The organism is Bacillus sp. AF62 (assembly GCF_050312695.1).
Taxonomy (GTDB): Bacteria; Bacillota; Bacilli; order Bacillales; family Bacillaceae_G; genus Bacillus_A; species Bacillus_A cereus.
In genome coordinates, this window is the sequence record NZ_JBNPJZ010000004.1 from 18,735 (window position 1) to 44,628 (window position 25,894).

Sequence of the window (25,894 nt, forward strand, 5' to 3'; positions counted from 1 at the left end):
TTCTCAAACATGTTGCTATATAGGAAATAAATTTAAAGAAGAATATTACGAATTATATAGATTTCATAGGAAAAGAGATGATATTATTTTTGGGAAGGAGGGGACGTTATGAAAAAATTTATTTTAATTTCAAGTTTAGTACTTGCAGTCGGTCTAGGAGTAGGGTGTAGTAATGAGAAAACAAAAAAGACTGATGAGCCGAAAAAAGAAGCTGTGCAGAAAGAAAAGGAATTAACAGTGAAGGATGTTTTCAATAAAGCGAATGAAGCTTTTAAAAACGAAGAAAATGTAACGATGACATATGATGTGGGAATAAAGGCTGAAGGAACAGAGATGAATGTAATAAAGGCCAAAATGCAATTAGAGCCGAAGCAAAAAAATTCTCGTTCTGAAATGAATGTTTCTGGTACAGAGGTTGTTGTTTATGATGTGGGTGGCAAAATTGCTGGTCAGTTGAAAAATCCTAATACGGGTGAAGTGATGTCTGTACCAGAGGAACAATTAAATGCTAACGGAATGAATGCGACTCAAGGAATGGTAGATAATTTAGAGATTCCATCGGAAATTTTAAATAAAGTGAAGATGGAGAAAAGTGGAGATAATTATAAGCTGAAGTTTGCATTAAAAGGGCAAGAGACAGAGAGTATGTTAGCTAGTATGGATGAAAAGCAGAAACAAATGCTACAAGGCCAAAATGCAAAGATAGAAGAAATAGATGGAGAATATATTATTACAAAAGATTTTAAATATGAATCAGCAAAGATAGATATGGTTATGAGTAGCAATGGTGAGGATAAAGCGCACATTATTACGGATGCGAAGTTTACATCGTATGATAAATTTGATCCAATACAATTGCCAGCAGCAAAGTAATCACTGTCAAGAGAGGTACCTGAAAGAACGGGTATCTCTTTTTGTTGCTAATAAGGAGAGTGTCCTTTGAAAAAAAGAAAGATAGTAGTGGTCATTGTTGCATATACGGTTTTGCTTGCAACGTCTGTACATACGTATAAAAAACAAATTGATCATCCTATTATGAGTGATGTAGGTAAATTGCTTCCGACAAAAATAAAACGTGTTGAAAGTGCTACGGAAGAGCACTCGTTAATAAAATTAGTGCGAGATGCAAAAGTTTCAGGAGAGAAAATTTCCATTGCAGGCATGCAACATAGCCAAGGAGGACAGACATATTATCCGAATGGCACGATGCTCGATATGAAAGGATATAATAAAATATTAGAATTCGATCCAGAGAAGAAGCGTATTACAGTTCAAAGTGGTGTCACGTGGAATGATATTCAGAAGAAAATAAATCCATATGGCCTTGCGGTACAGGTCATGCAGTCTCAAAATATTTTTACTGTTGGTGGTTCATTAAGTGTAAATGTACATGGGCGTGATATTCGTCATGAGGCACTAATTGATACAGTAGAGTCATTCAGATTGTTAATGGCAGATGGCACGGTACGTAATGTAAGTAGAGAAGAAAATGCAGAGTTATTTCCATATGTCATTGGTGGTTACGGTTTATTTGGAGTTATTTTAGATGTGACGCTGAAGTTAACAGAAGATGAATTATATGAAATGCACACGAGAATGATAGATTATAAAGAATACGCATCTTATTTCAAAGAGAAAGTGAAAAGAGATGAGAATGTTCGTATGCACTTAGCGCGTATTTCTGTTGCTCCAAATTCATTTTTAAAAAAGATGTATGTGACGGATTATACTTTGGCACAAAATCAAAATATGAGAGAAGAGTACAGTGAATTAAAGGGAGAAAATATTATAGCTGCACCTAAATTTTTACTTGGGTTATCACGTTATAGTGATTGGGGAAAGAATACATTTTGGGATATACAAAGAGGTTATTTTGAACGTACAGATGGAAAGTATGAGACGCGTAATAATGTTATGAGATCAGATAGTGCTTTTATGGAATATGAAAATCCAAATAGGACCGAAGTGTTACAAGAATACTTTGTGCCTATAGATGCTTTCACGGAGTATATAGATGATTTACGTAACGCATTAAATGAAGAAGAGTTTAATTTACTCAACATTACGATTCGTTACGTGGAAAAGAATGAAAATGCAGTTTTGTCCTATGCGAAAGATGATATGTTTGCGCTGGTTCTTTTGATTAACCAGGGACGCTCAGAGAGTGAGATAAAGAAAACAGAGGATGTCATTCGGAAGATGATTGATGTTACTTTAAAGCATAACGGTAGTTACTATTTGCCGTACTATTCTTATCCAACGAAAGAGCAGTTAAAAAGGGCATATCCTCGTATTGAAGAATTTCTCAAGAAAAAGAAGGAAGTAGATTCAGAAGAGAGATTTGTTAATTTATTTTATAGGGAGTATACGAAATGACATATAGAAGATTTGTGGCTTCGCAAAGTATTATCATGATGGCAGGAAGTATGGTATTTCCTTTTTATATATTATTACTTCGAAACGTTGGAAATAGCTTCTCGCAATTTGGCTGGGCGTATGGCTTATTTGCTTTAACATCAGCACTTGTATATCCACTAGTGGGAAAGGTATCTGATCAAGTAGGTGATAAAAAATTATTAATCATATACGCTTGGTCCATGGCAATCTTAATGCTTTGCTTTCCGATTGCCACGGAAGTATGGCATGTGTATATTCTTCAAATTGTAATGGGAGTTTTAGGTGCTGTGCAGCGTAATACTGAGAAGACTTCATTAGCACGAAAGGTTGCGCAGGAAAAGGCTGGTTATGAGATTGGAAAATACCATGTGTGGACATCCATTGGCGGAGCAGTAGCGGTTATTGCCACGGGATATTTAGTAGATTTCTTTACGATTGGTACAATTTTTTATATTGCATCTATTCTATATGTAGTGAGCGGGATTGTATTAAGTAGTAAAAAAATATAACTATTCCTATTTTCACCTTAATACCCTTTATTTGTTATACTAAAAGGGAATACAAAAGAAAAGGGGACAGTGCCTTTGATGAAATTTGTAGTTTTAGCTATTCTTACTTTGTTTTTGATTCCATGGACAAGAAGTAGTAGTAAGCTTCGAGCAGTGGATAAGAAGGGAGATAAGAAGGTTGTAAAGGGTAAGAAATCATCTATTTTAGTTATTCCTGTTTTATTTTGGATAGGTATTGCAATCTATGAATACTTTTGGCTAATTGATGATCGAGTAGACTCGATTCTTACTCATTATTCTGTTGCAGTAGCAATTTTAATTGGGCTTGTTTTATTTTCACAAGATCAAATAGGGAAATTAGAAGGTACATTAAAAGGACTTCTAATGTTTATTTTACTCGCAAGTTACGGCTACTTTGGTTATTTGCACGATATAGTAATCTCGCAAAAGAAATATGATTCTGTTGTTAAGATAGAGAAAGATATTTCAGAGCCATTTACTGAAAATGACCAGCCGTTTACAGTGCCGCCAAAGACAGCGGAGAATAAGATGAAAAAAGTATTTGGTGATATTCCGAAAGTAGCTTATTTTGAGCTAGGAGAATTAACGCCACAAATGGTAAACGGCGAAGCTTTATATGTAGCGCCGATTGAAGTTTCAGGATTTTTTAAAGCGCGTAAAGCTGAGACAATTCCAGGGTATGTAACGATGTCAGGTACGAATCCTGATGCGGAAGCGAAATTACACCTCGGTTATAAAATGAAATATGTACCAAGCATGTTTTTTGGTAATAATTTAGAACGTGTGGTAAGGCAAGCAGAACCAAATTTAATCTTTAAAGGGAAACCTAAATTTGAGGTTGATGATAAAGGGAAACCATATTATACAATGACGTATGGTGAATTTATTTCAGGAAGATCAGGATTTGAGGTAGAAGGTGTTGTCGTAGTAGACGCACAAACAGGTGAAGTGAAAAGGTATGATAAAGGAAAGGCACCTAAATTTGTTGATGGTGTATTAAATCATGAGACTGCATCTACGTTAAATACGTACTTTGGTAAATATATTCACGGATTTTGGAATACGAAATTCTCGCAAACTGATATGAAGATTCCGACTGAGTGGGGAACGAAAGAAGGAGTTACACCAATCTTTGGTAAGGATGGAACGTTATATTACTTTACTGATTTCACCTCTCCGAAAGAAGGAGTAGATTCTGCGTTAGGTTACTCGCTTATTGATGCGCGTACAGGTAAGTTATATTACTATAACGGCAAAGAAGTAAAGGGAATTATGGATGGTTCAGCAGCTACAGAAGTAGTGGATAATTCCTTTAAGAGAGAGAAATGGCATGGGACAATGCCTGTCATTTATAACGTATACGGAAAACCAGCTTGGATAATTCCGGTTGTTGATGACGGAGGCCTAGTACGTGCACATACAGTTGTATATGCTGCTAATGCAAAAATATTTGCGACAGGTTCGACGCAGAAAGAAGCGCTTGAGAATTATAAAAACGTAATGAGCGGTAATGGTGATACCTTTAGACCAACCTCAACAGGAAAAGAAGCGCAAAAAGAAGGTATTGTACAACGTGTATATAAAGAGAAATCAGGTGAAAATACAATCGTGTACGTACTTTTAGAGAATGAACAAAAGGTATTTATGATACCAGTGAAGAAATTCCCGTATGCTATGTTTACAGAAGTAGGAGACCCAATTCAAATTACATATTTAGATACAGGAGAGACGATGGCCTCGGTATCTAAATTTGCGAATAGCAATGTGAAAAAGTAAAGCGATAGAATTTCTATCGCTTTTTTTACATTATGAAAGAGGAAAATGCGCTGTACTTGACGTATGTTTATGATGTAACTATAATTGTTACGATTCAGTGTGTATAGGAAAGGGTGAATTGAAAAAGTGAATGAAGTTAATCACGAAATATATAAACCTGTAAAGGCAAACAGGTTATGGATGATTCTTGTATTAGGAACACTTACGGCGATTGGGCCATTATCTATTGATATGTATTTGCCTTCATTACCGAAGTTAACGGATGACTTGCAAACAGGTGCATCCCTCGCGCAGCTTACATTAACAGCTTGTTTGCTTGGGCTGTCAGTAGGACAATTATTTGTTGGCTCAATTAGTGATATTTACGGAAGACGCAAACCTCTTATTATTGCTCTTATTATTTATGTTGCTTCTTCTTTACTTTGTGCTGTTGCGCCATCTATTTGGACATTAGTGTTATTGCGCTTCCTACAAGGAGCTTCAGGATCAGCCGGGATTGTTATATCACGTGCGATGGTACGTGATATGTATTCAGGTTCTGAAATGACGAAGTTTTTCTCACTGCTTATGTTAGTAAACGGAGCAGCACCTATTTTGGCACCGATTATTGGGGGGCAATTATTACAGTTTACAACGTGGCGCGGTGTTTTCATCGTTCTTGGAGCAATTAGCGTATTCATGTTAATCTCAGCTATTTTTGTATTACGTGAAACATTACCTCCTGAAGAAAGAGAAACAGGTGGTTTGTCAGGGACTTTGGCGACGTACGGAAAATTGTTAAAGGACCGTCTGTTTATGGGATATGCATTGTCACAAGGATTAGTAACAGCGGCAATGTTTGCATACATTTCGGGCTCACCATTTGTGTTGCAGAACATATACGGAGCATCACCACAGCAATTTAGTTTATTCTTTGCGATTAACGGCATCGGTATTATTATTGCTAGTCAGGTAACGGGTCGTTTAGCGGGGAAAGTAAATGAGAAGACATTATTTGTTGCTGGTATTATTATCGCAGCTGTTGGTGGCCTATCTTTACTACTGACAATCGTACTAGGAATAGGTTTAATCGGTGTTTTATGTTCGTTATTCCTTGTTGTATCAAGTGTCGGGGTTGTATCAACAACTGGGTTCTCATTAGCGATGAGAAATCAGAAGCAAGCTGCAGGAACAGCGTCAGCTTTATTAGGCTTATTACAGTTCATTTCAGGAGCGCTTGTCGCTCCGCTAGTAGGTATTGGTGGGAGTAATACAGCGTTACCGATGGGTGTTGTTATTGCGCTTTGTGAAGTAGGAGCAGTATTATGTTATCTATTTATGGCCAGAAGAAGTGAGAAGCAGTTTGAACTGCAACAAAGACAAAATTTAGAGGCTTAACAAAAAAGAACTGATTCAAAGGGAATGTTTGAATCAGTTCTTTTTTTCATTTCTTTGAAATACCTCATACATATTATTCATGATCGTATCATATAAAACAGCAAGTTTATCCCACACCCAGCGATTACTATCGACTTCTTTTTCCCCACAGTCGATAATATCGGTATGGTCAGTAATTTTATACGCTTTTTTAACGATAATAGGAGCAATCTTCGGTATACGTGGGATTTCCTTTAAGGTATCTGCAAAGTTTCCAATGTAGACATGACCGATGATTTCGATTGTTAATGATTTATCCGATATATTTAGCACGGTATGAAATTGATTTGTATGTTGTTGTTTTAAATATTGAGCTAACTTAAATGGAGCATGCTTCTTCTTTAATACGCGGCGAAGGCTCTCTGTATTTTCGATATGAAGTGATTTTTCGCGAATAAGGACACGAATATCTTCTCCCATAAAAGGCATTGTGTTGTACATAGATGATTCTCCTTAAAACCTTACATATGTTTGTGTTATGCATATGTAAGTCTAGCATGGTTTGTTCTTTATGTGTGCTTACAGTTTTGTAAGGTGATGTAGTAAAGCATTGCAAAAGTTATTTGTATAAAGTGACGATACTGTGACAAACATGTTGGTATATATATTACGATGTCGTCTTAAGTGTAAAAAGTAGGGTGTTCTCGGTATAATAACAAGTGGAGATAAAAGAAACTATAATGAGTAATAGCTGTAGATAAAAGGAGAAGAAGAGATGAAGAAGGTTTTGGGTATTGCTGTAATGGGAAGTATGCTCCTTCTAGCAGGATGTAATGGAAATAAAGATACGAAAGAACCGAAAGAACCGAAAGAAAAGGTAGAGCAATCTACTGAACAAACAGAAGAGATGAAAGAATACCTTGCAGTACATGAAAAATACGATATAAAAATGAATAAAGAAATTAATAAAGCACTGCAGTTATTTGAAGTGGCAAAAGAAAAGGGCGGTAAGGAAATAACGAATGCTACATATAAAGAAGACGTGCAAAAGGTAACAACGAGCATGTTAGAAGATATTGATCATATACGTAAAGAAATTCGTGTTCCGAAGTCGAAAGAGCAAGAACATGAGGTATATGTTGGTTTCTTGAATGAATCAGAACAAGCGATGAAAAAATTACAGAAGTTAGCTAAAGAAGAAGATTCATCGTTGATTCGTGATATAGAAATTAACTTTGCAACAGCATCGACATACTATAAACGTTTTCAAGCAGAAACGAAAAAATAACCTTGCCTGTGCAAGGTTATTTTTTCTTCTTGCCATCTCCGTCTTCATCCTCAGATACTAATATTTTCTGTTCTTCGTGAAATTCGGAAATAGTTTGCCCGGTAATATTATCGAAAGGAGTATAAAAAGAAGTAATACGTTTCTTTTTAATAAAGAGTTTATAGGAGCCGATCATGACAAGTATAACGATTGTTAAGGGTAATCCTATAGTAGCAAGAAGTAAGGGGTCCATCTTATAACTCCTTTAACATCATTTCTTTTTATTATAAGCCGAAAACTGTAATTTCGATAAATGAATTAAAAACTGATTTTTCTAAATTTATCCAATTTGATTGACTTTTCAATTTTTCAGAATTATAATTCGAAATATACAATTTGAACCAAATAATAATATAGCAATTTACTTATCCAGAGAGGTAGAGGGACTGGCCCTATGACACCTCAGCAGCGGGTTCTGTAATAGGAACACCGTGCTAATTCCAGCAAGCAAGTCTTGAAAGATAAGTGATGGGCCTTTGTTTGTTAAGCCTTGATCTTATTTTTTAAGATCAAGGCTTTTTGTATTCTAAAAAGAGAAAAGTGAGTAATGGAAAAAGTACATTCATAAAACAAAGTAAATTCATGTGTTTAGGGGGTTATTGAAGTGTATGTAATTAAAAAACTATCGGTTATGGTGTTCACACTATGGGTTATTACGACAGTGACATTTCTAATTATGCATATTATTCCGGGAGATCCATTTTCATCAGATGCAAAAATCTTTCCTGAAGAAGTGATCCAAAACATGAGAGCGAAGTATCACCTTGATGAACCGTTATGGAATCAATATGTTGCTTATTTAGACGGTGTAGTTCATTTTGATTTTGGTGAATCTGTTCAATCAACCGGGCAAGGTGTATCAGAAATTATAACAACTGGCTTTGGTCCATCAGCAATTATTGGTCTACAAGCACTTGTTATTTCATTGTTAGTAGGAATTGCGGCAGGGACATTTGCTGCTCTATATCATGGGAGAGTAATTGACTATAGTGTGAGTTTGCTCGCAATTTTAGGTATTTCTATTCCAAGTTTTATTTTAGCACCACTATTTATACAAGTATTCGCTATCCAATTTGAGTTTTTACCAGTAGCCTCTTGGGGAACATTCGAACATACGGTATTGCCATCCTTTGCATTAGCGTTAGGGCCAATCGCAGTTATTACAAGGTTTGTTCGTTCTAATATGATCGAAGTACTGCAGAGTGATTATATTAAGCTAGCAAGAGCAAAAGGTATACCAATTAAGAAGATTATTATAAGACACGCTCTTCGAAATGCGATTGTTCCAGTACTTACATTTGTTGGACCGTTAATGGCTGGACTCTTAACAGGGACTTTCGTTATTGAAAAAATCTTTTCAATTCCTGGCCTAGGAAAATATTTTGTAGATAGTATTTTTAACCGAGACTATCCGGTGATTATGGGAACAACGATTTTCTATAGTGCATTATTAATTGCTTGTATTTTCATTACAGATATTATTCATCGCATTGTTGATCCGCGTATTCGTTCTATTACATAAGGAGGGGGGATATTTAAATGGGGGCTTATGAGATTAATGAACAGTTATTAACGAAAGAAGAGAAAAAAGAATTAACGATAAATAAAGATCAGCAAACAATTAGCAGAAAGAAAGAAGTGTTTCGTAAGTTTATATCGAATCCAATCGCAGTTTTAGGAACAGTGACGTTATTACTCATTATTGTTTTCTCGCTTATTGGCGAAAGTTTAACTTCATTTACTGCGAGTGAACAAGTAAAAGAGGCAACAAATTTACCGCCGAGTAGTGAACATTGGTTTGGAACAGATGATCTAGGGAGAGATATTTGGGCACGTACTTGGGCTGGTGGGAAGATTTCACTAACAGTTGGATTAGTAGCAGCTGCCCTCGATATAGGTCTTGGTGTACTAATTGGTGGATTTAGTGGATATGTGAGAGGACGTAATCGCCTTGGAACGTTAATTGATGAGTGGATTATAAGAGGAATTGAAGTATTATACGGTATCCCATATTTATTAATTGTTATTTTACTATTAATTGTTATGAAACCAGGTCTTTTCACCATTATTATCGCTCTTGCATTAACGGGATGGATTGGAATGGCTCGTCTCATTCGAGCACAAGTATTGTCTTTAAAACAACGAGAGTTTGTTATTGCAGCAGAGCGATTAGGTACATCACATATGAAAATTATATATGGGCATTTAATTCCGAATTTAACAGGGATTATTATCGTGAATTTATCATTTACAATTCCAGCAGCTATTTTTTCAGAATCATTTTTAAGCTTTATAGGACTTGGAGTACAATCACCAGCGGCAAGTTGGGGGACGATGACGAATGATGCACTCGGGACATTATTGAGCGGAGAATGGTGGCAGCTATTTTTCCCGGCAATCATGATTGCACTCATTATGTTCGCATTTAATGCAATTGGTGATGGTTTGCAAGATGCGATTGATCCAAAAATCGTCAAACGGAATCGAAAGGAGAAAAAACATGGCACAAATCTTATCTTTAGAAAACGTAACGTTAGCCGTTGAAAAAGAGAATAGTAAGCAAGCGATTGTGAAACATGTTTCCTTTTCTATTAACGAAGGTGAAATAGTTGCACTTGTAGGAGAAAGTGGTTCGGGAAAAAGTGTCACAGCACAATCCATTATCGGCTTGAATCAAGAATCAATTCATATCGATGATGGGAATATAGCTTTCCAAGCAAAGGAATTAACGAATTTACAAGAGTCAGAATGGAATCAAATTCGCGGAAAAGATATTTCCTTTATATTTCAAGATCCGCTTTCATCTTTAAACCCAACGATGAAGGTAGGCAAACAAATTACAGAAGTAGTTTTGCAACATGGGAAAAAATCGAAAAGAGAAGCGAAGGAAATTGCGATTAACTTGTTAACAGGTTTAGGGATACATGAAGCAGAGAAACGCTTTGAACAGTACCCACATCAATTAAGCGGAGGTATGAGGCAGCGTATTTGTTTAGCAATTGCGTTTGCTTGTCACCCAAAGCTTGTAATTGCAGACGAGCCGACAACAGCGTTAGATGTAACGATTCAGAAACAAATTATGGGGCTATTAAAAGAAAGAAAAGAAAAACAAAATACGAGTATTTTATTAATTACACATGATTTGGCACTTGTACGTGAAGTAGCTGATCGAGTAGTTGTTATGTATGGGGGACGTGTCGTTGAAAAAGGAACGATACAGGAGGTAATAGGTTCTCCTAAACATCCATATACGAAAAGTTTATTACAAGCAATTCCAAATATGGATGATTCCGAAAAGGTATTACGTGCTATAGAAGGAACGACACCTTCCATTGAAACATTAAATAGCTTTGGTTGTCCTTTTGTAAATCGTTGTCCAGTAGCGATAAAAGAATGTATTCATCGTTTCCCAGAGAGAACAACATATTCTAAGGAGCATAGTTCACATTGTTGGCAACATGTTCTAGAGCATAATAAAGCGAAATCAAAAGAGAAGGTGAATGCCTCATGACGACAGATTTAATTACTATAAAGCAAGTAACGAAAACGTATGGAAGTAAAAGTAAAGAAATCACAGCGTTAAAAGACATATCACTTTCTATTCCGAAAGGAACAACACTTGGCATTATTGGTGAAAGTGGTTCAGGAAAAACAACACTTGGAAAGCTCATAGCAGGGATTGAGAGTCCAACGTCTGGTGAAATTGATTATAACGGTCAAGTCGTTCACAAGCTAAAATCAGCTCATAGGCGAGATTTTTTACAGAAAGTACAGTTCATTTTTCAAGATTCCACAGCAGCATTAAATCCGCGCTGGAAAGTACGCGATAGCGTAACGGAAGGTTATATTTCATTCGGTTTAGGTGATAAAGGATTAAAGGATAAAGTAGCAGGTGATGCGCTAGAACGTGTGGGATTAGATAGACGATATATCGATCGCTATCCGCACGAATTTAGCGGAGGACAACGTCAACGAATTGCTATTGCAAGAGCGTTATTGTGTGAGCCAGAAGTATTGATTCTTGATGAACCAATTTCAGCATTAGATGTTTCATTGCAAATTCAAATTGTACATCTGCTGCAAAAAATTCAAAAGGAACAAGGCTATACATATTTATTTATCGCACATGATTTGCCGATGGTTCACTATTTATGTGAAAAAGTGGCTGTCTTATATAAAGGAGAACTTGTTGAATTTGGAAATACGGACGAAGTGTTCCGTAATCCACAACATTCTTATACAAAAACATTGTTAGCATCAACACCAAAAATTTCGGGTTAAAGGAGAATGTAGGATGAAGAAGTTTTTACTGTTTATCATTATGACTGTTTTAGCGATTACTTCGGTCGCTTGCGGTAAGAAAGAGACGCAAAAGGCGAGTGCTGGTAAGGGAGAAGGCGATCGATTAGTAACGAATATTAGTAGTGATCCATACACACTTGATTCTGCTATTGCAACAGATAGCACGTCAGGTTATATAATTGGGCAGTTGTTTTCAAGTTTATATACGCAAGATAGTGATGGGAAATATCAAAATGAATTAGCAGAGAAAGAAGAAGTAAATGCTGATGGAACTGAATATACAATCCATTTGAAGAAAGATATTAAATGGTCAGATGGTTCTCCGATTACGGCAAATGATTTTGAATTTGCATGGAAGCGATTATTAAATCCGAAAACGGGTTCTATGAATGCGACAGAAATGTATTTCATTAAAGGGGCAGAGGCATATAATACTGGAAAAGGTGAAGAGGGACAAGTTGGTATTCAAGTCGTTGATCCTCAAACATTAAAGGTAACTCTTGAACATCCAGTTGCTTCTATTAAACAGAAATTAGCAAGCTCATTATTTATTCCATTAGCTAAAAAGTCGATTGATGATAATAATAAATTAAAAACAGATCCAAAAGAGTTAATTACGAATGGACCATTCAAGTTAAAAGAGTGGAAGCATAACCAGGCTATTACAGTACAAAAAAATAAAGAATACTACGATAAAAAGGTAACATTAAAAGAAATTGAGTTTCGTATTATTCCAGACTCTAAAACAGCGTATCAATTATTTAAATCAAAAGAATTAGATTTACTAAGTGGTTTACCACAAGAGATGATTGAAAAAGAAAAAGGAAATAAAGAATATAAGCGTGTTGCAGGATTCTCATCTTATATTTATTCGTTTAACGTAGAAAAAGAGCCGTTTACAAATGCGAAGGTACGTAAAGCATTTTCATTAGCGGTTGATCGTAAATTTATCGTTGAAAAACTGTATAAAAATAATGCGCAAGAAGCATATGCATTCGTTCCAGAAGGAGCAAAAACACAAAGTGGTCGTGATTTCCGTAAAGAAAAAGGTGATTACGTTAAATTTGATCCAGCAGAAGCGAAAAAATTATTAGAAGAAGGTATGAAAGAACAAGGGTGGTCTACATTACCTGAAGTAACATTAAAATTCACTACAGATACACAACATAAAAAAGTAGCAGAAGCAATGCAAGAAATGTTTAAGAAAAATCTTGGCGTAGATATTAAATTAGAAAATAAAGAGTGGAAGAGTTACATCGACACATACAAGCAAAGTGATTTCCAATTAGCTTATATGGGATGGGGCGGCTCTTTATTAGATCCAATTACTAAACTAGATTTATATGCAGGTGATGGTCCGAATAACTATGCAAAATGGCATAATAAAGAATTTGACGCCTTAGTAAAAGAAGCAGAAGTTGAGCAAAACGAAGATAAGCGTTTTGACTTATTGCATAAAGCGGAAGATATTATGTTTACAGATTCACCATTAATCCCAATTATTTTCCCAAGTGCCTCATATTTACAAAAATCATCAGTATCCGGTGTCCAATTCATTATTGGTTCTAGTCCAGAATTAAGATACGCAAAAATTAAAAAATAAAGAAGTAGGCAACCGCCTACTTCTTTATTTTATTTCTCTTTTATATTCTTTTTTCGTTCCATCAGAGAAGACAACTTCTAAATCGAATTTTTGATAGTCTTTATCAAGTTTGAACACGTTCACTACTTGATCGATTACTTCTTGGTCAGGAGTATCTTTATCAAATTTTAATTCTTGTAGAAGTGGGCTTAATTTTGTGATAGCCTCGTCTCCTGTTAATTTTACATCTGCTTTATGATCTTCAATTTTTGCTTCCATTTTCTTATCAGCTGCTACATTTTTATAGTCTGCTTCGTAGTCTTTCTTTGTATCTTGGTAGTCTGCCTTTAAATCGAATTCATTGAAGTTTAGTTTTAAATCTGCAGGAGCCTCATTTTTTGCTTCTTCAGTCGTCTTTTTATTAGAAGTTGTGTCTTCTTTTGCAGGAGCTTTACATCCTGTTAATGCAGGTACTAGCATAAGAGCTAATAAAACTGATAGTAGAATTCTCATTATAAATTCCTCCTTATGTAAATTCGTTCTATACAAGTTTTTCCCAAAAACATGTAATTATGTATGTGTTGAAAATAAATTATTATCCTGCAGTCACAAGGGCTAATCCGCAATTTAAATCAAAAACGATTTGTATGTATATGGTAAATTGAAGTTGTGAGGAGGTACTGAAATGCTTTCTAAAACATATCAAACAATCGGTAGATTATTTCCTGTAACATATGCAGCGAATGGCTATTATACAATAAAATTTGGAGGAGTTAGTTTAGAGAGAAATATTATTTCATTATTAGTTATTGTATTGGTTACACAATCAGTAGCAGTGAAGACTTTAGCTATAAAAGGAATGGTAAAGGGAAGAAGAAGCTCTGTAGTTAAAGTTGTATAAAAGTAAAAAGGTATCCTTCGTAGGATACCTTTTTACTTTTGTTATTTTGCAACTTCTGTCCACTTGTAGTTAAATTCACCGCCGAAGTCAGTCGTTACAAGTCCTTTAATGAAAGAGCGTTGTAAGTAAGAACGACCTTGTTGGTATAAAGGAGCGACAGCGCCGTCTTGTAATAGAATTTTTTCAGCTTGCTTCATTGCTTCAAAGCGTGCTTTTTCATCGCCAGCTAAATCTGTTTTCACTTTATGAATTAGCTCATCGTACTCTTTGTTAGAGTATTTATCGAAGTTATAAGCACTATCTGTTGTAAATAAATCTAAGAATGTAATTGGATCAGCGAAGTCAGGGCCCCAGCCGTCAATACCAATTTCATAGTCACCACTTAATAGTAGTTTCAACTGTTGTTTACGTGGTTGTGGTTTTAAATTCACTGTTAATCCATCTAGGTTTTTTTCTAATTCACCTTTTAAATATTCACCAGTCTTTTTAGCTAAAGCATTGTCACTTGTTAATAGTTCGATTGTTACTTTGTCAGTACCAAGTTCTTGTTTTGCTTTTTTCCAGTTTTCTTTCGCTGTTTTCACATCATCCTTGACTAGATTTCCATTTTCTTTACGGAAGTCATTGCCTTCTGGACTCTTTGCAAATTTCGCAGGAACCATTCCTTCAGCTGGAATAGCACCGTTATTTAAAATTGTTTCTACGTAAGCCTTTTTATTCATTGCGCCGTTAATAGCAAGGCGTGCATGTTGATTTTTTAATGTTTCATTTTTCTGATTTAGTCGTAAGAATTGAATGCCGACTTCAGCGCGTTCCTTGAAGTTTGGATCGCTCTTATATTTATCAACAAACTCTGCAGTTAAAGCAACGCGATCAATTTGTCCTGAATCATATAAGTTCACTTCTGTAGACTTATCTTTAACGACATTGAAGTTGATTTCTTCTAATTTTACCGTTTTAGCATCCCAATAGTTAGGGTTTTTCTTCAATTGGAAACTTTGTTCGTGTTTCCAGTTATCTAATGTGAAAGCACCGTTGTAAATTAAATGATTTGTTTCTAAACCGTATTTATCGCCTTGAGATTTTAAGTACTCTTCATTAATTGGTAAGAATGTTGAGAATGTCGTTAAGCTTAAGAAGTAGGGAACAGGACGGTCTAGTTGTACTTCTAACGTTTTGTCATCAACAGCTTTGACCCCTAGTTGATCAATTGGTAATTGTTTTTGGTTTATTTGTTTCGCATTCTGTACATCGAAGAATAAGAATGCGTATTCAGCTGCTGTATCAGGATTTACGGCACGCTGCCAAGCAAAGACGAAGTCCTTTGCTGTAACAGGAGTACCGTTTGACCATTTTGAATCACGCAGATGAAATGTATATTTTGTTTTATCGGGACTAATGTCAACCGACTCAGCAACACCAGGAATTGGTTTATTATCTTCTCCCATTGCATATAAACCTTCAAATACATTGCGCATTACATTCATGGATTCCCCATCCGTTGCTTTTGCAACATCCATTGTTGGAATTTCTGAAGCGAATGATAAGTTAATTGCTTGTTTATCAGGTGCTTTATCGTTTGCTTTCGCTCCGCCTGCATTATCTTTATTTCCCCCGCAAGCAGTTAGTAATAGACTTGCCCCTAAAACAGATGCAACAATAGGTACAACTTTTTTCTTCATTGTTCGTTCCTCCCTAAATGTGTTGTTCGTAACGTCATAATGTCCATGTCTTGAAGTAGCTATAGAAGGAGATAGAACCTATTATAAATATTTGTTTATAGGTAATCAGGTGTTCTATATGTATATACATGTTGAGCTATAATCTATCGTTATATGTTTCAACTTAGTAGACATTATATTTTGATGGTGAAATATTTTGTTTCTTTGATTATTTAGAATATTAACACTGGAAAGAACTATATGTCAATAATAAAAATAGAATGTTAATTTCTTGGAATAATATATTAAAAAAGTAGATTCTCTTGTGTGAGAGAACCTACTTTTAATATATTTTGCTAAAAAAACAATTGGTGTGGGCTAATAATAAGTGGGGATGAAGAACCCCCACTTATTACGGTTTTACTTTATTTTTCAATTTTTGCCCATTTGAAGTTTAATTGACCCGCAAAGTCTACTTGCACAATTCCTTTCACATAAGAACGTTCTAAATAAGATTCGCCTTTTTGGTAAAGAGGAGCGATAACAGAGTCTTTAAATAATATTTTCTCGGATTCTAGTAATGCTTCCCAGCGAGCTTTTTCATCACCAGCTAAAGTTGTTTTCACTTTTGCTATTGTTTCATCGAATTCCTTATTAGAGTAATGATCTAAGTTATAAGGGTTATTCGTTGTAAATAGCTCAAGGAATGTAATTGGATCCGCAAAGTCAGGGCTCCAGCCGTCAATTCCGATTTCGTAGTCACCTTTTAATAAAAGCGAAACTTGTTGCTTACGCGGTTGCGGTTTTATATTTACTGTTAATCCATCTAGATTCTTTTCTAGTTGCCCTTTTAAGAATTCACCAGTTTTCTTATCAAGGTCAGCATCACTCGTTAATAATTCTAATGTTATCTTTTCAGAACCAAGCTCTTGTTTAGCTTTTTTCCATAATTCTTGTGCAGATTTTGTATCAACTTTTGTTAAATCGCCGTTTGCAGTACGGAAGTCTTTTCCTTCAGGTCCTTTTGCAAAGTTTTTTGGAACGAGACCAAATGTTGGTGTAGAGCCATCATTTAATAACGTATTTACAAAGGATTTTCTATCAATTGTTTGATCGATTGCTTGGCGTGCAGAAACGTTTTGAAGTACTTTGTTTTGTTGATTCATGCGTAAAAATTGTACGCCTACATTTGGACGTTCTTTAAAGTTAGCATCTTTTTTATATTTATCAACGAAGTCAGATGTTAGTTTTATACGATCTAATTGTTTTGACTCGAATAAATTTACTTCTGTTGATTTTTCTTTTACGACGTTAAAATTGATTTCTTCTAGTTTGACAGTATCTTTATCCCAATAGGTAGGGTTCTTCTTAAATTTAAAGCTTTGTTCGTGCTTCCAATCGCTTAGTGTAAAAGCTCCATTGTACAAGATTGTATTATCTTCTAAAGCGTACTTATCACCTTGTGCTTTAAAGAATTCCTCGTTAATTGGTAGAAATGTTGGGAACGCTGTTAAGCTAATAAAATACGGAACAGGACGCTCCAATTCTACCTCAAACGTATGGTCATCAACTGCTTTTACACCAAGTTGGTCGGCTGGAAGTTCTTTGTTGTTAATTTTTGTTGCATTTTTAATATCAAAGAATAGAAATGCATATTCAGAGGCTGTTGCTGGATCTACGGCTCTCTGCCAAGCGAACACAAAATCTTTCGCTGTAACAGGAGTGCCATTTGACCATTTTGAATCTCGCAAATGGAATGTGTATTTTGTTTTATCGCCACTTACTTCATGAGATTTTGCAACGCCAGGGAAAGGTTTGTTACCTTCACCAAGATTATACAAACCTTCAAATACGTTTCTCATTACTTGACCAGAATCAGTATCTGTAGCACGGGCCGTATCCATTGTTCGTATTTCAGTAGGTGAAGATAAATTTAAAACCTGTTTGCTAGGTGCCTCGTCTTTTGCATTTGCTCCGCTTGCTTCGTTTTTATAACTACCGCAACCAGTTAATAAAATACTTACTCCTACAACTGATGCAATACCGGGTACAAACTTCTTTTTCATTTGATTTTCCTCCTAAATAATTAAGTTTGGATGATGATGAGGGAAATGAAAAATAAAAAATCCCTCTTTTCATATTGAGAAAGAGGGATTTTTACGTACAAGTTATGCACCCGTATATAAACGAAGTCCCTCATTCTATCTTTCAAGCATAAAGCTTGCAGGAAGTGGCACAGTATTCAAAATGAACCTGCTGCCGAGGTTTCAAAGGGCCAGTCCCTCCACCTCTCTTGATACAATGAGTAAACGAATAAATTTTATTAATTTTTTTGTTTCTTTGATAATTCAAAATCTTACACCTTGAATAATGAAGTGTCAACCAAATGAAATATAGTTTAAATTTTCAGTTTTCTTAAACGGAAAAACCACTGCATATGGCAGTGGTTTTTCTACTAGAAGTTAAAGTTATCTGGATCTGGACCAACGCGACGATCTTCATTTAAAGCTTGAATTGCTTTCATATCATCAGCACTTAATTCAAAGTCGAAGATGTTTGCATTTTCAATAATGCGATGTTCTTTAATTGATTTAGGGATTGTTACAACTTCGTTTTGTAAATCCCAGCGTAAAATAATTTGCGCAGTTGATTTATTATATTTTGTCGCAATTTCTTGTAACGTTGGATTATCTAGTAGTTGTCCTTGCATTAATGGTGACCAAGCTTCAAGCTGGATATTATGTTCTTTACAGAATGCATGTAGCTCTTCTTGTGCTAAACGTGGGTGATATTCTACTTGGTTGACCATTGGCTTAATTTCAGCAATTTCAAATACGTCTTGTAAGTGGTGAATGTGGAAATTACTCACACCGATAGCGCGAACACGGCCATCTTTATAAAGTTTTTCTAATGCTTTCCATGATTCAGTATATTTCCCTTTTACAGGCCAATGTACTAAATATAAATCTAAATATTCTAGACCTAATTTCTCTAATGTAGTTTCAAATGCTTGAAGTGTTGTTTCATATCCTTGATCGCTATTCCATACTTTTGAGGTAATAAATAATTCTTCACGTGAAACACCGGATTCACGAATCGCTTGTCCAACGCCTTCTTCATTTTGATAGATTGCTGCAGTATCGATGCTGCGGTAGCCATTTTTAATTGCTGCTTTTACAGAATCAATTACTTCTGAACCATCTTCTACTTTAAAAACACCTAAACCAAACCAAGGCATTTTTACACCGTTATGTAATGTTGTATAATCTTTTAAACTTGTTAAAATCATATTATTTCCCCCTAGCTTTTTTGTTTGTTGCTTCTACTGCTTTTTGAATTGCCTCTGAAAAATTATATTCGTATAAAGTTTTGAGACCCTCAGCTGTGGAACCACCTGGCGTTGTTACTTGTTCGCGGAGGTTAGCTGGATTTTGCGTTTGCTCGAGCATAGAAGCAGAGCCAGAAATCATTTGAATGACAAGATGTTTTGCGGTTTCTTCATCGACTCCATAACTTTTTGTTGCTTCAATTAAGCTTTCAGCAAAGTAATAAAGGAAGGCTGGTGCACTTCCAGTAACTGCAGTAAGCTGATGAACTTCTTCCTCAGTAAAAAGTTGCGAAGTACCAATACCTCTTAAAAGCAGTTGCAGGGTTTCTTGATGCATCTCGGTTACTGATTGTCCTATTGTATATAAGGAGATAGACTTTCCAATTTCAGCAGCTGTATTAGGCATAATCCAAGCAACAGGTGTGCCTTTTGGGAGTCTAGCTTCTAAATAAGATGGTCCAATGCCAGCTGCTACTGTTACGACAAGTTGATTTGATATTAACGGAGATAGCTCAGCTAATAATTCTTCATGAGCAGAAGGTGGCATTGCTAAAACAACCGTATCGACAGATGTAATATGCTGCTTCCAATCCGTTGTAATAGACACATTATATCGCCTTTGTAATTGTTCTAACTTTTCTACGTTGCTTCGGTTAGAGATGATAATTTCTTCGATGTATTCTTTGCTTGTTTTAAGTAATCCGGAAAATATAGCTTCTGCCATACGACCAGCACCAATAAATAAAATTCGATGTTTGTTAGGCATATCCTTTATTCCTTTCTAGTAGAGATATGTTATAAAAACGATATCATCTTTAAGAGAATTTTGTAAAAAGAAAAGACTTACCGTAGATGGAATGGATAATGAGAAGGCGGAAATTCATGGTAAAGGAAAGGGCTATTCCTTATACTGGTAATAGGGAATTTATTACACATCTAGGGAGAGATAAATATGGTTAGAAGTCCACTTTTTTTACTTGTTTCTAGTATTATTTGTGTATTAGTTGGATTGTATATTCAATCGAGTTATATTGAAATTTTCGCATCAATTATGGGGATCATTAATGTTTGGTTATTAGCGAGAGAAAAAGTATCCAACTTTTTATTTGGCATGATTACTGTTGCGGTATTTCTATACATTTTTATTACACAAGGTTTATATGCAATGGCAGTATTAGCCGCTTTTCAATTTATATTTAATGTATATGGTTGGTATTATTGGATTGCACGAAGTGGGGAGGGAGAGGTAAAAGCAACAGTTCGTTTAGATTTGAAAGGGTGGACTTTTTATATAAGTTTTATTTTAGTTGCTTGGATTGGTTGGGGTTATTATCAAGTCCGTTATTTAGAGTCAACAAGTCCATATTTAGACGCTTTAAATGCCGTATTGGGACTAGTGGCTCAATTTATGTTAAGTCGAAAAATATTAGAAAACTGGCATTTATGGATTTTATATAACGTAGTTAGCATTGTAATTTATATTTCTACTGGTTTATACGTCATGCTAATATTAGCTATTATTAATCTCTTTATATGTGTAGCTGGTTTGCTAGAGTGGAAGGGCAATTATAAGGGGCAAGAACATACAAATAATTATATCTAGAAAATAATTAGAATTAAAAACCCCTGAAGTACATATGCTTCAGGGGTTTACTAATAGAATATAAGATTATGCTTTTGTCATACCAAGTAATACAGCGCCGCCAATAATTAAAACACTACCGAGTGCAATAAAGATCAATTGACGTTTTGTTTTCTTTTCACCTAAGAATACAATCGCACCGAATGTTGAGATAACGATTCCAGTTTGAGATAATGGGAAGCTTGTTGCTACTCCAACACGTGGTAATGAAAGAAGTAAGAATAAGTTTCCAGTTCCCCATAGTAAACCAGACAAAGCATTACGGATTGCATATTTGTTAAATGGTTTATGTTTAGACGTCAGTACAACCGCACCAACAAACATACCAACTGCTTGTGGTAAAATAGCAGACCAACCATCGATATTATACCAACGAATAATAATTACATATACAAGATAGCCGAAAGTAGAAACAATTAAAGTAAGAAGTCCTTTTTTCAATTGTCCAGGTGGCTGAGCATTTTCTTTATCATCTAATGATGTGAATACAACACCAACTACGATTAATAGGATTGCAATCGTTCCCAGAATGATCGTTGTAGTAGTAGTCCACTCACGGAAAGCGATAACCCCAAAGATAGAAGTTGCAACAAGTTGCATACCAGTAGAAATCGTTACAGTAGTTGAAACACCTAGTTTTTCAACTGTTTTTAATTGGTTTACTTGTCCTAAAGCCCAGAATAAACCTGAAATAAAACCAACAATTAAGATTGTCATTGTTAAAGCTGGTTGAGTAAATACATACATAATTGTTGCGAAGAATAGAGCACCGATTGTCATACCTACCGTTTGGCTATATGCACCACCGCCCATTTTTACGCTTACTAATAAGATGTTTCCCCATGCAATTGCAGGAAGAAGCGCTAATAAAATGTCCATTACAAGACTCCCTTCGGTTTGCTATACCAATATAGTTACATATCGTTCTAACGATCGGTAATGCCCCACTAATAGAGTAGAAGATTACCGATCGCTAAAACAGGATGAAGAATTCACGATATAAATGCGTTTTCATTTCTTCATTTTTTGAAACACCTCCATATAATAACAGGAAATTGCCTATTTTAGAAAGTGAATTCAAATAAAATGTATATTTTAATAAGAGGTAAAATTCAGTTATTTCCCGGTGGTATATTTTATTTCCTAAGAAATAAAGAAGCAGCTTCGAAAAAAGCTGCTTTAAGAGTTAGTAATTCTTTTATTAATAAGTTGAATACATAGTAGAAATACGAGTGACATACCGATAGTAATAACTACAAGTGTCCAGGCGAGTTGCATATTACTTGCGTCAATGGCCATGTAAATTGCAGTCGGGATTGTCTGTGTTTTACCAGGGATATTCCCGGCAAACATGAGTGTAGCACCAAACTCACCGAGCGCGCGGACAAAGCTCAAAATCATCCCGCTTAGTAATGCAGGAAATGCAAGCGGAAGTGTAACGTGCAGAAAAACTTGATATTCACTTGCGCCAAGGTCACGAGCACTTTCTTCAATTTGTACATTTGCGATAGAAAATCCCGTTTTCGCTGATTGGTACATAAGCGGAAATGCAACAACTGTAGAAGCGATGATCGCAGCGGTAGATGTGAACATAATAGACTGCTGAAATAATGATTCAACCCACCTTCCGATCGGGCTGTTGTTTCCAAAGATGATAATGAGAAAGAAGCCGATAACAGTTGGTGGAAGTACCATTGGTAATAAAAATATGGTTTCTAATAGTACTTTATATCGCCATGAGGAGCGAGCTAGTGCTCGCCCGACAATCGTCCCTAAAATTGTAACGAGAATAGTGGCACACGCAGCTACTCTTAAAGATAGAAAGACAGGCGATATAATAGCATCAATGCTCATAGTAATTACGACAGGAATGTAAATCCATATCTCTTAAAGATAGATTGTGCATCTTTTGACTGCAAATACTCATAAAATGAAGTCGCCTCTTTCTTATGTTTAGATTCCTTTATAACACCTAAAGGATAGTGGATTGGCTCATGAGAAATAGCTGCTGCTGTTTCACCAATTTTTACTTTATTTGAAATGAGAGCATCTGTTTTGTATACGATACCAGCATCGACATTTCCTGTTTCTACATATGTTAACACTTGGCGAACATCTTTTGTAAATACGACTTTATTTTGAACATCATTCCAAAGGTTTTCTTGTGTTAGAGAGGCCTTTGCATATTTGCCAGCAGGTACAGATTCAGGTGTACCAAGTGCGATTTTTTTGATTTTCTCATCTTTTAAATCTTGAAATTTTGTAAGAGAACTTTCTTTAGGGATGACTAGAACTAGTTCATTTCCAAGAAGATTTTTCCCTTCTTTTTCATTAATGAATCCTTTTTTTACAAGGATTTGGAATTTATCTTCTGCAGCAGAGAAGAATAAATCAGCAGGTGCACCTTGTTCAATTTGTTGTTGAAGTGCTCCAGAAGCACCGAAGTTAAAAGAAAGTTCAATATTGGGTTCTTTTTCTTTATATTGTTTTTCAATTTCTTTTAATGCATCTTGTAAGCTTGCAGCAGCTGAGATAGTAAGCTCAACTGCTTTTCCTTCTTTAGCAGTTGATTTCTCTTTCTTATCTCCGTTTGTACATGCAACACTAAATATAAGAAGAAAAGAAAGTATAAGTGCCCCAATCGAACGTAATGTAAATTTATTCATAAAAAAATCCCCTTTCGTTTTGACACATCTAATTATAACTAAATATAACTAGTTATAATTGAATATAATTTGAACATATGTCTATTTTTAAAAAATAGGAGAAATATTCTTTTCTTTGTTACAATGAAAGGAGAAAGTGAGGAATCGTCTATGGATCATCATTCCTACACAACGGAAGAAGTAGCAAAGCGATTAAAAGTATCAAAATTAACTGTATACGACTTAATTAAAAAAGGAGAACTTCCTTCTTATAGAGTTGGTAGACAGATGCGCATTGATGCAGCAGATTTAGATCAATATATAAAACAAATGAAAACAGGAAAGGTACAAGTTACTCCTGTAAAAAACGATGGTAGTAGTATCTTGAACACGTGTATTATTAGTGGTCAAGAACTAACGTTAGATATGTTAGCTAAACGTATAGAAAATCGTTTGCCAAGTTCTAATGTTTTAAGGGCGTATCAAGGTAGCTTAACAAGTTTAGTGAAAATGTATCAAGGAGAAGGAAGTATCGTTAGTTTGCATTTGTTTGATGGTGAAACGGGTACATATAATGTTCCTTATGTAAAACGCATTTTAGTAGGCCAGCCATGTATTATGATTAATTTATTGTCCAGAAATGTAGGATTTTATGTCCAAAAAGGAAATCCGAAGAAAATAAAGACATGGGCCGACATATCCAGATCCACTATAAAGTTTGTAAATCGAGAAAAGGGTTCTGGTATTAGAGTGTTAGTGGATGAACAATTACGAATCCAAAAATTAAATAAAGCTGATATTAGTGGATATGAATGGGAAGAATCGAATCATCTGGGTGTTGCCACGCAAGTTGCAAATGGAAAAGCTGATGTAGGAGTAGGTTCAGAAAAGTTTTCGCAAATTGTAAATGTGGACTTTATTCCAATCATGAAAGAACAGTATGATTTAGTAATTTTGAAGAATAAAGAAAATGAAGAGCTGATTGAAGTCGTGAAAGACATTCTGCAATCGGAAGAATTTCATAATGAATTAAATGCGATTGGCGGATATGATATTACGAAAACAGGTCAAATTATATATGAAACAAACTAAAAAGCTGCTTGTCTATAAGACGAGCAGCTTTTTCTATATAAAGGGGTTTGGGGAAACAAAGTGTTAAACAAGACCTTGAGCAAGTGTGTAAATGAAAGCCGTAAGAAGAGTAGCTCCACTTGCAAGTCCGATGAAGTCTGATTTGTTGAAAGTAATGTTGTTCATTATAATCTCTCCTTATTTGTTTAATGTAGTTGCAACAGCTTTTGCATCGACAAGTGCGGATAGCACCATGCCCATTGTATTTAAAAATTTATTTGATTTCATATTGTTCATCATGCGTATCCGCTCCTTTTCGAATTGTTGTTGCCCTGCTTATGTCTTAATTATAGGAAATATGTCCACTTGCAACTATCGAATTAGCTTACGAAAGACTTACACTTTTGTAAGAAAAAAAGACATTCATGTAAGAATGTCTTTCACAGCATATTGATATGATGATGTTCTTCAATTGTTTTTAAAAAACTACGCATTGAATTCGTCATATAGCTATCTTTACGGCGTATGAAAACCGTTGAAATACTGCCGTATTTTTCAGGGATTGCATGACAATGTACCTTACCTGCTTTAGAAAGATGATGGACAGCAGACTGTGGTACGAGTGTAATTCCGAGGCCGAGTGCAACGCTGTTTAATATTGTCTCTAATATATTGAATTCCATAATTCTTTTTGGTAGCAAACCTTCGTCTTTCAGCCATCGTTCTAGCTTGGAACGGTATCCGCATCCTTGGTTAAAAACGAGTAGAGGCGTTGTTGTAAATTCTTCTATATGAAAAGCTTTATTTTGTGTTACAAGCATTAATTTTTCTGTACTAACATCGTATTGTTCGATTAGTGGATGTTTAATAGGACCTGATATAAAGGCACCATCTAATTGATGATCAAGTACTTCTCTAATTAATTCTTCTGTTAGACCCGCTTGTAATGATAAATCGACATTCGGATAGCTTTTATAGTAAGAAGATAAAATGGTAGGCAGTGTACTTACTGTTTCGACTGTACCGATTTTTAATATACCGGAGGGTGTTTCGCTATCTAAAAATACTTGTTTTAGTTCGTCGACATCTTGCAAAATTTTACTAACATAAACGAGCATTTTTCTTCCTTCAGCTGTTAAAGTCATTCCTCGTTTATGGCGGTAAAAGAGTGGGGTTTTTAATTCGTTTTCGAGTTGTTTAATACGTGCAGTTACATTTGATTGTACATAATTTAATTCCTTTGCTGCGCTACTTACACTACCCTGATCGGCAACGCTTTTAAAGATTTGTAAGTCTCGTAATTCCATTTTGTAATCCCCCTTGATGTTAACTATCATTATAAATGATAGTTAACATCATTTTGAATCATTTTACGT

Annotated in this window: 26 protein-coding genes and 2 riboswitches; of the genes, 14 read left to right on the forward strand and 12 right to left on the reverse strand. The window is 35.3% G+C overall.

Features of this window, described 5'->3' with window-relative positions; genetic code table 11:
• Positions 1 to 108: 108 nt before the first annotated feature.
• The 5 genes from ACQRBL_RS00815 to ACQRBL_RS00835 all read left to right on the forward strand — a co-directional run bounded on the left by ACQRBL_RS00815 (position 109) and on the right by ACQRBL_RS00835 (position 6,080).
• Positions 109 to 873, forward strand: coding sequence for a hypothetical protein (locus ACQRBL_RS00815; protein ID WP_411996343.1), 765 nt, complete (start codon positions 109 to 111; stop codon positions 871 to 873).
• A 66-nt stretch (positions 874 to 939) separates the two neighbouring features.
• Positions 940 to 2,376, forward strand: coding sequence for an FAD-binding oxidoreductase (locus ACQRBL_RS00820; protein ID WP_411996342.1), 1,437 nt, complete (start codon positions 940 to 942; stop codon positions 2,374 to 2,376).
• On the forward strand, positions 2,373 to 2,906 hold the full coding sequence (locus ACQRBL_RS00825) for an MFS transporter (RefSeq protein WP_000222367.1): 534 nt from the start codon (positions 2,373 to 2,375) through the stop codon (positions 2,904 to 2,906). The genes ACQRBL_RS00820 and ACQRBL_RS00825 overlap by 4 nt, the downstream gene beginning before the upstream one ends.
• A 78-nt stretch (positions 2,907 to 2,984) precedes the next feature.
• Positions 2,985 to 4,703 (forward strand): DUF3981 domain-containing protein, encoded by a 1,719-nt coding sequence (locus tag ACQRBL_RS00830; protein ID WP_000674039.1) that lies wholly within the window; start codon positions 2,985 to 2,987, stop codon positions 4,701 to 4,703.
• A gap of 117 nt (positions 4,704 to 4,820) precedes the next feature.
• Entirely contained in the window at positions 4,821 to 6,080 is a 1,260-nt protein-coding gene (locus ACQRBL_RS00835) for a multidrug effflux MFS transporter (protein ID WP_223618461.1), read from the forward strand.
• A gap of 33 nt (positions 6,081 to 6,113) precedes the next feature.
• Here ACQRBL_RS00835 and ACQRBL_RS00840 read toward each other — a convergent pair whose 3' ends face one another.
• The gene (locus ACQRBL_RS00840; protein WP_000282869.1) at positions 6,114 to 6,560 is read right to left on the reverse strand and encodes a hypothetical protein; all 447 of its coding nucleotides are present in this window, start codon (positions 6,558 to 6,560) and stop codon (positions 6,114 to 6,116) included.
• Between the two features lie 274 nt (positions 6,561 to 6,834).
• On the opposite strand from ACQRBL_RS00840, the gene ACQRBL_RS00845 reads away from it, so the two are divergent.
• Positions 6,835 to 7,347: a hypothetical protein gene (locus tag ACQRBL_RS00845; protein ID WP_411996341.1), complete on the forward strand. Its 513-nt coding sequence runs from the start codon at positions 6,835 to 6,837 to the stop codon at positions 7,345 to 7,347.
• Between the two features lie 16 nt (positions 7,348 to 7,363).
• Here ACQRBL_RS00845 and ACQRBL_RS00850 read toward each other — a convergent pair whose 3' ends face one another.
• On the reverse strand, positions 7,364 to 7,579 hold the full coding sequence (locus tag ACQRBL_RS00850) for a DUF3951 domain-containing protein (RefSeq protein WP_000371398.1): 216 nt from the start codon (positions 7,577 to 7,579) through the stop codon (positions 7,364 to 7,366).
• 169 nt (positions 7,580 to 7,748) lie between these two features.
• A riboswitch (SAM riboswitch) is annotated at positions 7,749 to 7,854 on the forward strand.
• A 136-nt stretch (positions 7,855 to 7,990) separates the two neighbouring features.
• On the opposite strand from ACQRBL_RS00850, the gene ACQRBL_RS00855 reads away from it, so the two are divergent.
• The 5 genes from ACQRBL_RS00855 to ACQRBL_RS00875 are packed head-to-tail and all read left to right on the forward strand — an operon-like array spanning position 7,991 to position 13,291.
• A complete protein-coding gene (locus tag ACQRBL_RS00855; RefSeq protein ID WP_000289326.1) occupies positions 7,991 to 8,908 on the forward strand; it encodes an ABC transporter permease in 918 nt (305 codons plus the stop codon).
• Positions 8,909 to 8,925: 17 nt separating this feature from the next.
• Complete coding sequence (locus ACQRBL_RS00860) at positions 8,926 to 9,930, forward strand: ABC transporter permease (RefSeq protein ID WP_000501532.1); 1,005 nt, start codon at positions 8,926 to 8,928, stop codon at positions 9,928 to 9,930.
• On the forward strand, positions 9,887 to 10,897 hold the full coding sequence (locus ACQRBL_RS00865) for an ABC transporter ATP-binding protein (RefSeq protein ID WP_000057272.1): 1,011 nt from the start codon (positions 9,887 to 9,889) through the stop codon (positions 10,895 to 10,897). Before ACQRBL_RS00860 ends, ACQRBL_RS00865 begins: the two co-directional genes overlap by 44 nt.
• Positions 10,894 to 11,667, forward strand: a complete 774-nt coding sequence (locus ACQRBL_RS00870; RefSeq protein ID WP_000205647.1) for an ABC transporter ATP-binding protein — start codon at positions 10,894 to 10,896, stop codon at positions 11,665 to 11,667. Before ACQRBL_RS00865 ends, ACQRBL_RS00870 begins: the two co-directional genes overlap by 4 nt.
• Positions 11,668 to 11,680: 13 nt before the next feature.
• Positions 11,681 to 13,291, forward strand: coding sequence for a peptide ABC transporter substrate-binding protein (locus ACQRBL_RS00875; RefSeq protein WP_000714086.1), 1,611 nt, complete (start codon positions 11,681 to 11,683; stop codon positions 13,289 to 13,291).
• A 24-nt stretch (positions 13,292 to 13,315) separates the two neighbouring features.
• On the opposite strand, the gene ACQRBL_RS00880 is transcribed toward ACQRBL_RS00875, so the two are convergent.
• Positions 13,316 to 13,783 carry a YusW family protein gene (locus ACQRBL_RS00880; protein ID WP_001221552.1) on the reverse strand — a complete coding sequence of 156 codons (468 nt, stop codon included), beginning with the start codon at positions 13,781 to 13,783 and terminating at the stop codon, positions 13,316 to 13,318.
• 172 nt (positions 13,784 to 13,955) lie between these two features.
• Here ACQRBL_RS00880 and ACQRBL_RS00885 point away from each other — a divergent pair, with 172 nt between their 5' ends.
• The gene (locus ACQRBL_RS00885) at positions 13,956 to 14,171 is read left to right on the forward strand and encodes a hypothetical protein (RefSeq protein WP_411996340.1); all 216 of its coding nucleotides are present in this window, start codon (positions 13,956 to 13,958) and stop codon (positions 14,169 to 14,171) included.
• 41 nt (positions 14,172 to 14,212) lie between these two features.
• On the opposite strand, the gene ACQRBL_RS00890 is transcribed toward ACQRBL_RS00885, so the two are convergent.
• From ACQRBL_RS00890 to proC, 4 genes are all read right to left on the reverse strand, one after another.
• On the reverse strand, positions 14,213 to 15,853 hold the full coding sequence (locus tag ACQRBL_RS00890; protein ID WP_411996339.1) for a peptide ABC transporter substrate-binding protein: 1,641 nt from the start codon (positions 15,851 to 15,853) through the stop codon (positions 14,213 to 14,215).
• A gap of 404 nt (positions 15,854 to 16,257) precedes the next feature.
• On the reverse strand, positions 16,258 to 17,898 hold the full coding sequence (locus tag ACQRBL_RS00895) for a peptide ABC transporter substrate-binding protein (protein WP_000726449.1): 1,641 nt from the start codon (positions 17,896 to 17,898) through the stop codon (positions 16,258 to 16,260).
• Positions 17,899 to 18,030: 132 nt separating this feature from the next.
• Positions 18,031 to 18,135: riboswitch (SAM riboswitch) on the reverse strand.
• Positions 18,136 to 18,287: 152 nt separating this feature from the next.
• The gene (locus tag ACQRBL_RS00900) at positions 18,288 to 19,121 is read right to left on the reverse strand and encodes an aldo/keto reductase (protein ID WP_000604196.1); all 834 of its coding nucleotides are present in this window, start codon (positions 19,119 to 19,121) and stop codon (positions 18,288 to 18,290) included.
• Between the two features lies 1 nt (position 19,122).
• Entirely contained in the window at positions 19,123 to 19,926 is an 804-nt protein-coding gene (proC, locus tag ACQRBL_RS00905; RefSeq protein ID WP_001133009.1) for a pyrroline-5-carboxylate reductase, read from the reverse strand.
• Between the two features lie 186 nt (positions 19,927 to 20,112).
• Between proC and pnuC the strand changes: the two genes are divergently transcribed.
• Entirely contained in the window at positions 20,113 to 20,763 is a 651-nt protein-coding gene (gene pnuC / locus ACQRBL_RS00910) for a nicotinamide riboside transporter PnuC (RefSeq protein WP_000252483.1), read from the forward strand.
• Positions 20,764 to 20,829: 66 nt separating this feature from the next.
• On the opposite strand, the gene ACQRBL_RS00915 is transcribed toward pnuC, so the two are convergent.
• From ACQRBL_RS00915 to modA, 3 genes are all read right to left on the reverse strand, one after another.
• Complete coding sequence (locus ACQRBL_RS00915) at positions 20,830 to 21,681, reverse strand: GRP family sugar transporter (protein WP_000353544.1); 852 nt, start codon at positions 21,679 to 21,681, stop codon at positions 20,830 to 20,832.
• 300 nt (positions 21,682 to 21,981) lie between these two features.
• A complete protein-coding gene (modB, locus tag ACQRBL_RS00920) occupies positions 21,982 to 22,656 on the reverse strand; it encodes a molybdate ABC transporter permease subunit (protein ID WP_000020518.1) in 675 nt (224 codons plus the stop codon).
• A gap of 5 nt (positions 22,657 to 22,661) precedes the next feature.
• Positions 22,662 to 23,468, reverse strand: coding sequence for a molybdate ABC transporter substrate-binding protein (gene modA, locus ACQRBL_RS00925; protein WP_411996337.1), 807 nt, complete (start codon positions 23,466 to 23,468; stop codon positions 22,662 to 22,664).
• 150 nt (positions 23,469 to 23,618) lie between these two features.
• Between modA and ACQRBL_RS00930 the strand changes: the two genes are divergently transcribed.
• The gene (locus tag ACQRBL_RS00930) at positions 23,619 to 24,539 is read left to right on the forward strand and encodes a substrate-binding domain-containing protein (protein ID WP_014481933.1); all 921 of its coding nucleotides are present in this window, start codon (positions 23,619 to 23,621) and stop codon (positions 24,537 to 24,539) included.
• Positions 24,540 to 24,602: 63 nt separating this feature from the next.
• On the opposite strand, the gene ACQRBL_RS00935 is transcribed toward ACQRBL_RS00930, so the two are convergent.
• Both ACQRBL_RS00935 and ACQRBL_RS00940 read right to left on the reverse strand, forming a co-directional pair.
• Positions 24,603 to 24,704, reverse strand: coding sequence for a DUF3948 family protein (locus tag ACQRBL_RS00935; protein WP_001060018.1), 102 nt, complete (start codon positions 24,702 to 24,704; stop codon positions 24,603 to 24,605).
• A gap of 254 nt (positions 24,705 to 24,958) precedes the next feature.
• Positions 24,959 to 25,825 carry a LysR family transcriptional regulator gene (locus ACQRBL_RS00940; RefSeq protein ID WP_023520844.1) on the reverse strand — a complete coding sequence of 289 codons (867 nt, stop codon included), beginning with the start codon at positions 25,823 to 25,825 and terminating at the stop codon, positions 24,959 to 24,961.
• Positions 25,826 to 25,894 lie beyond the last annotated feature (69 nt).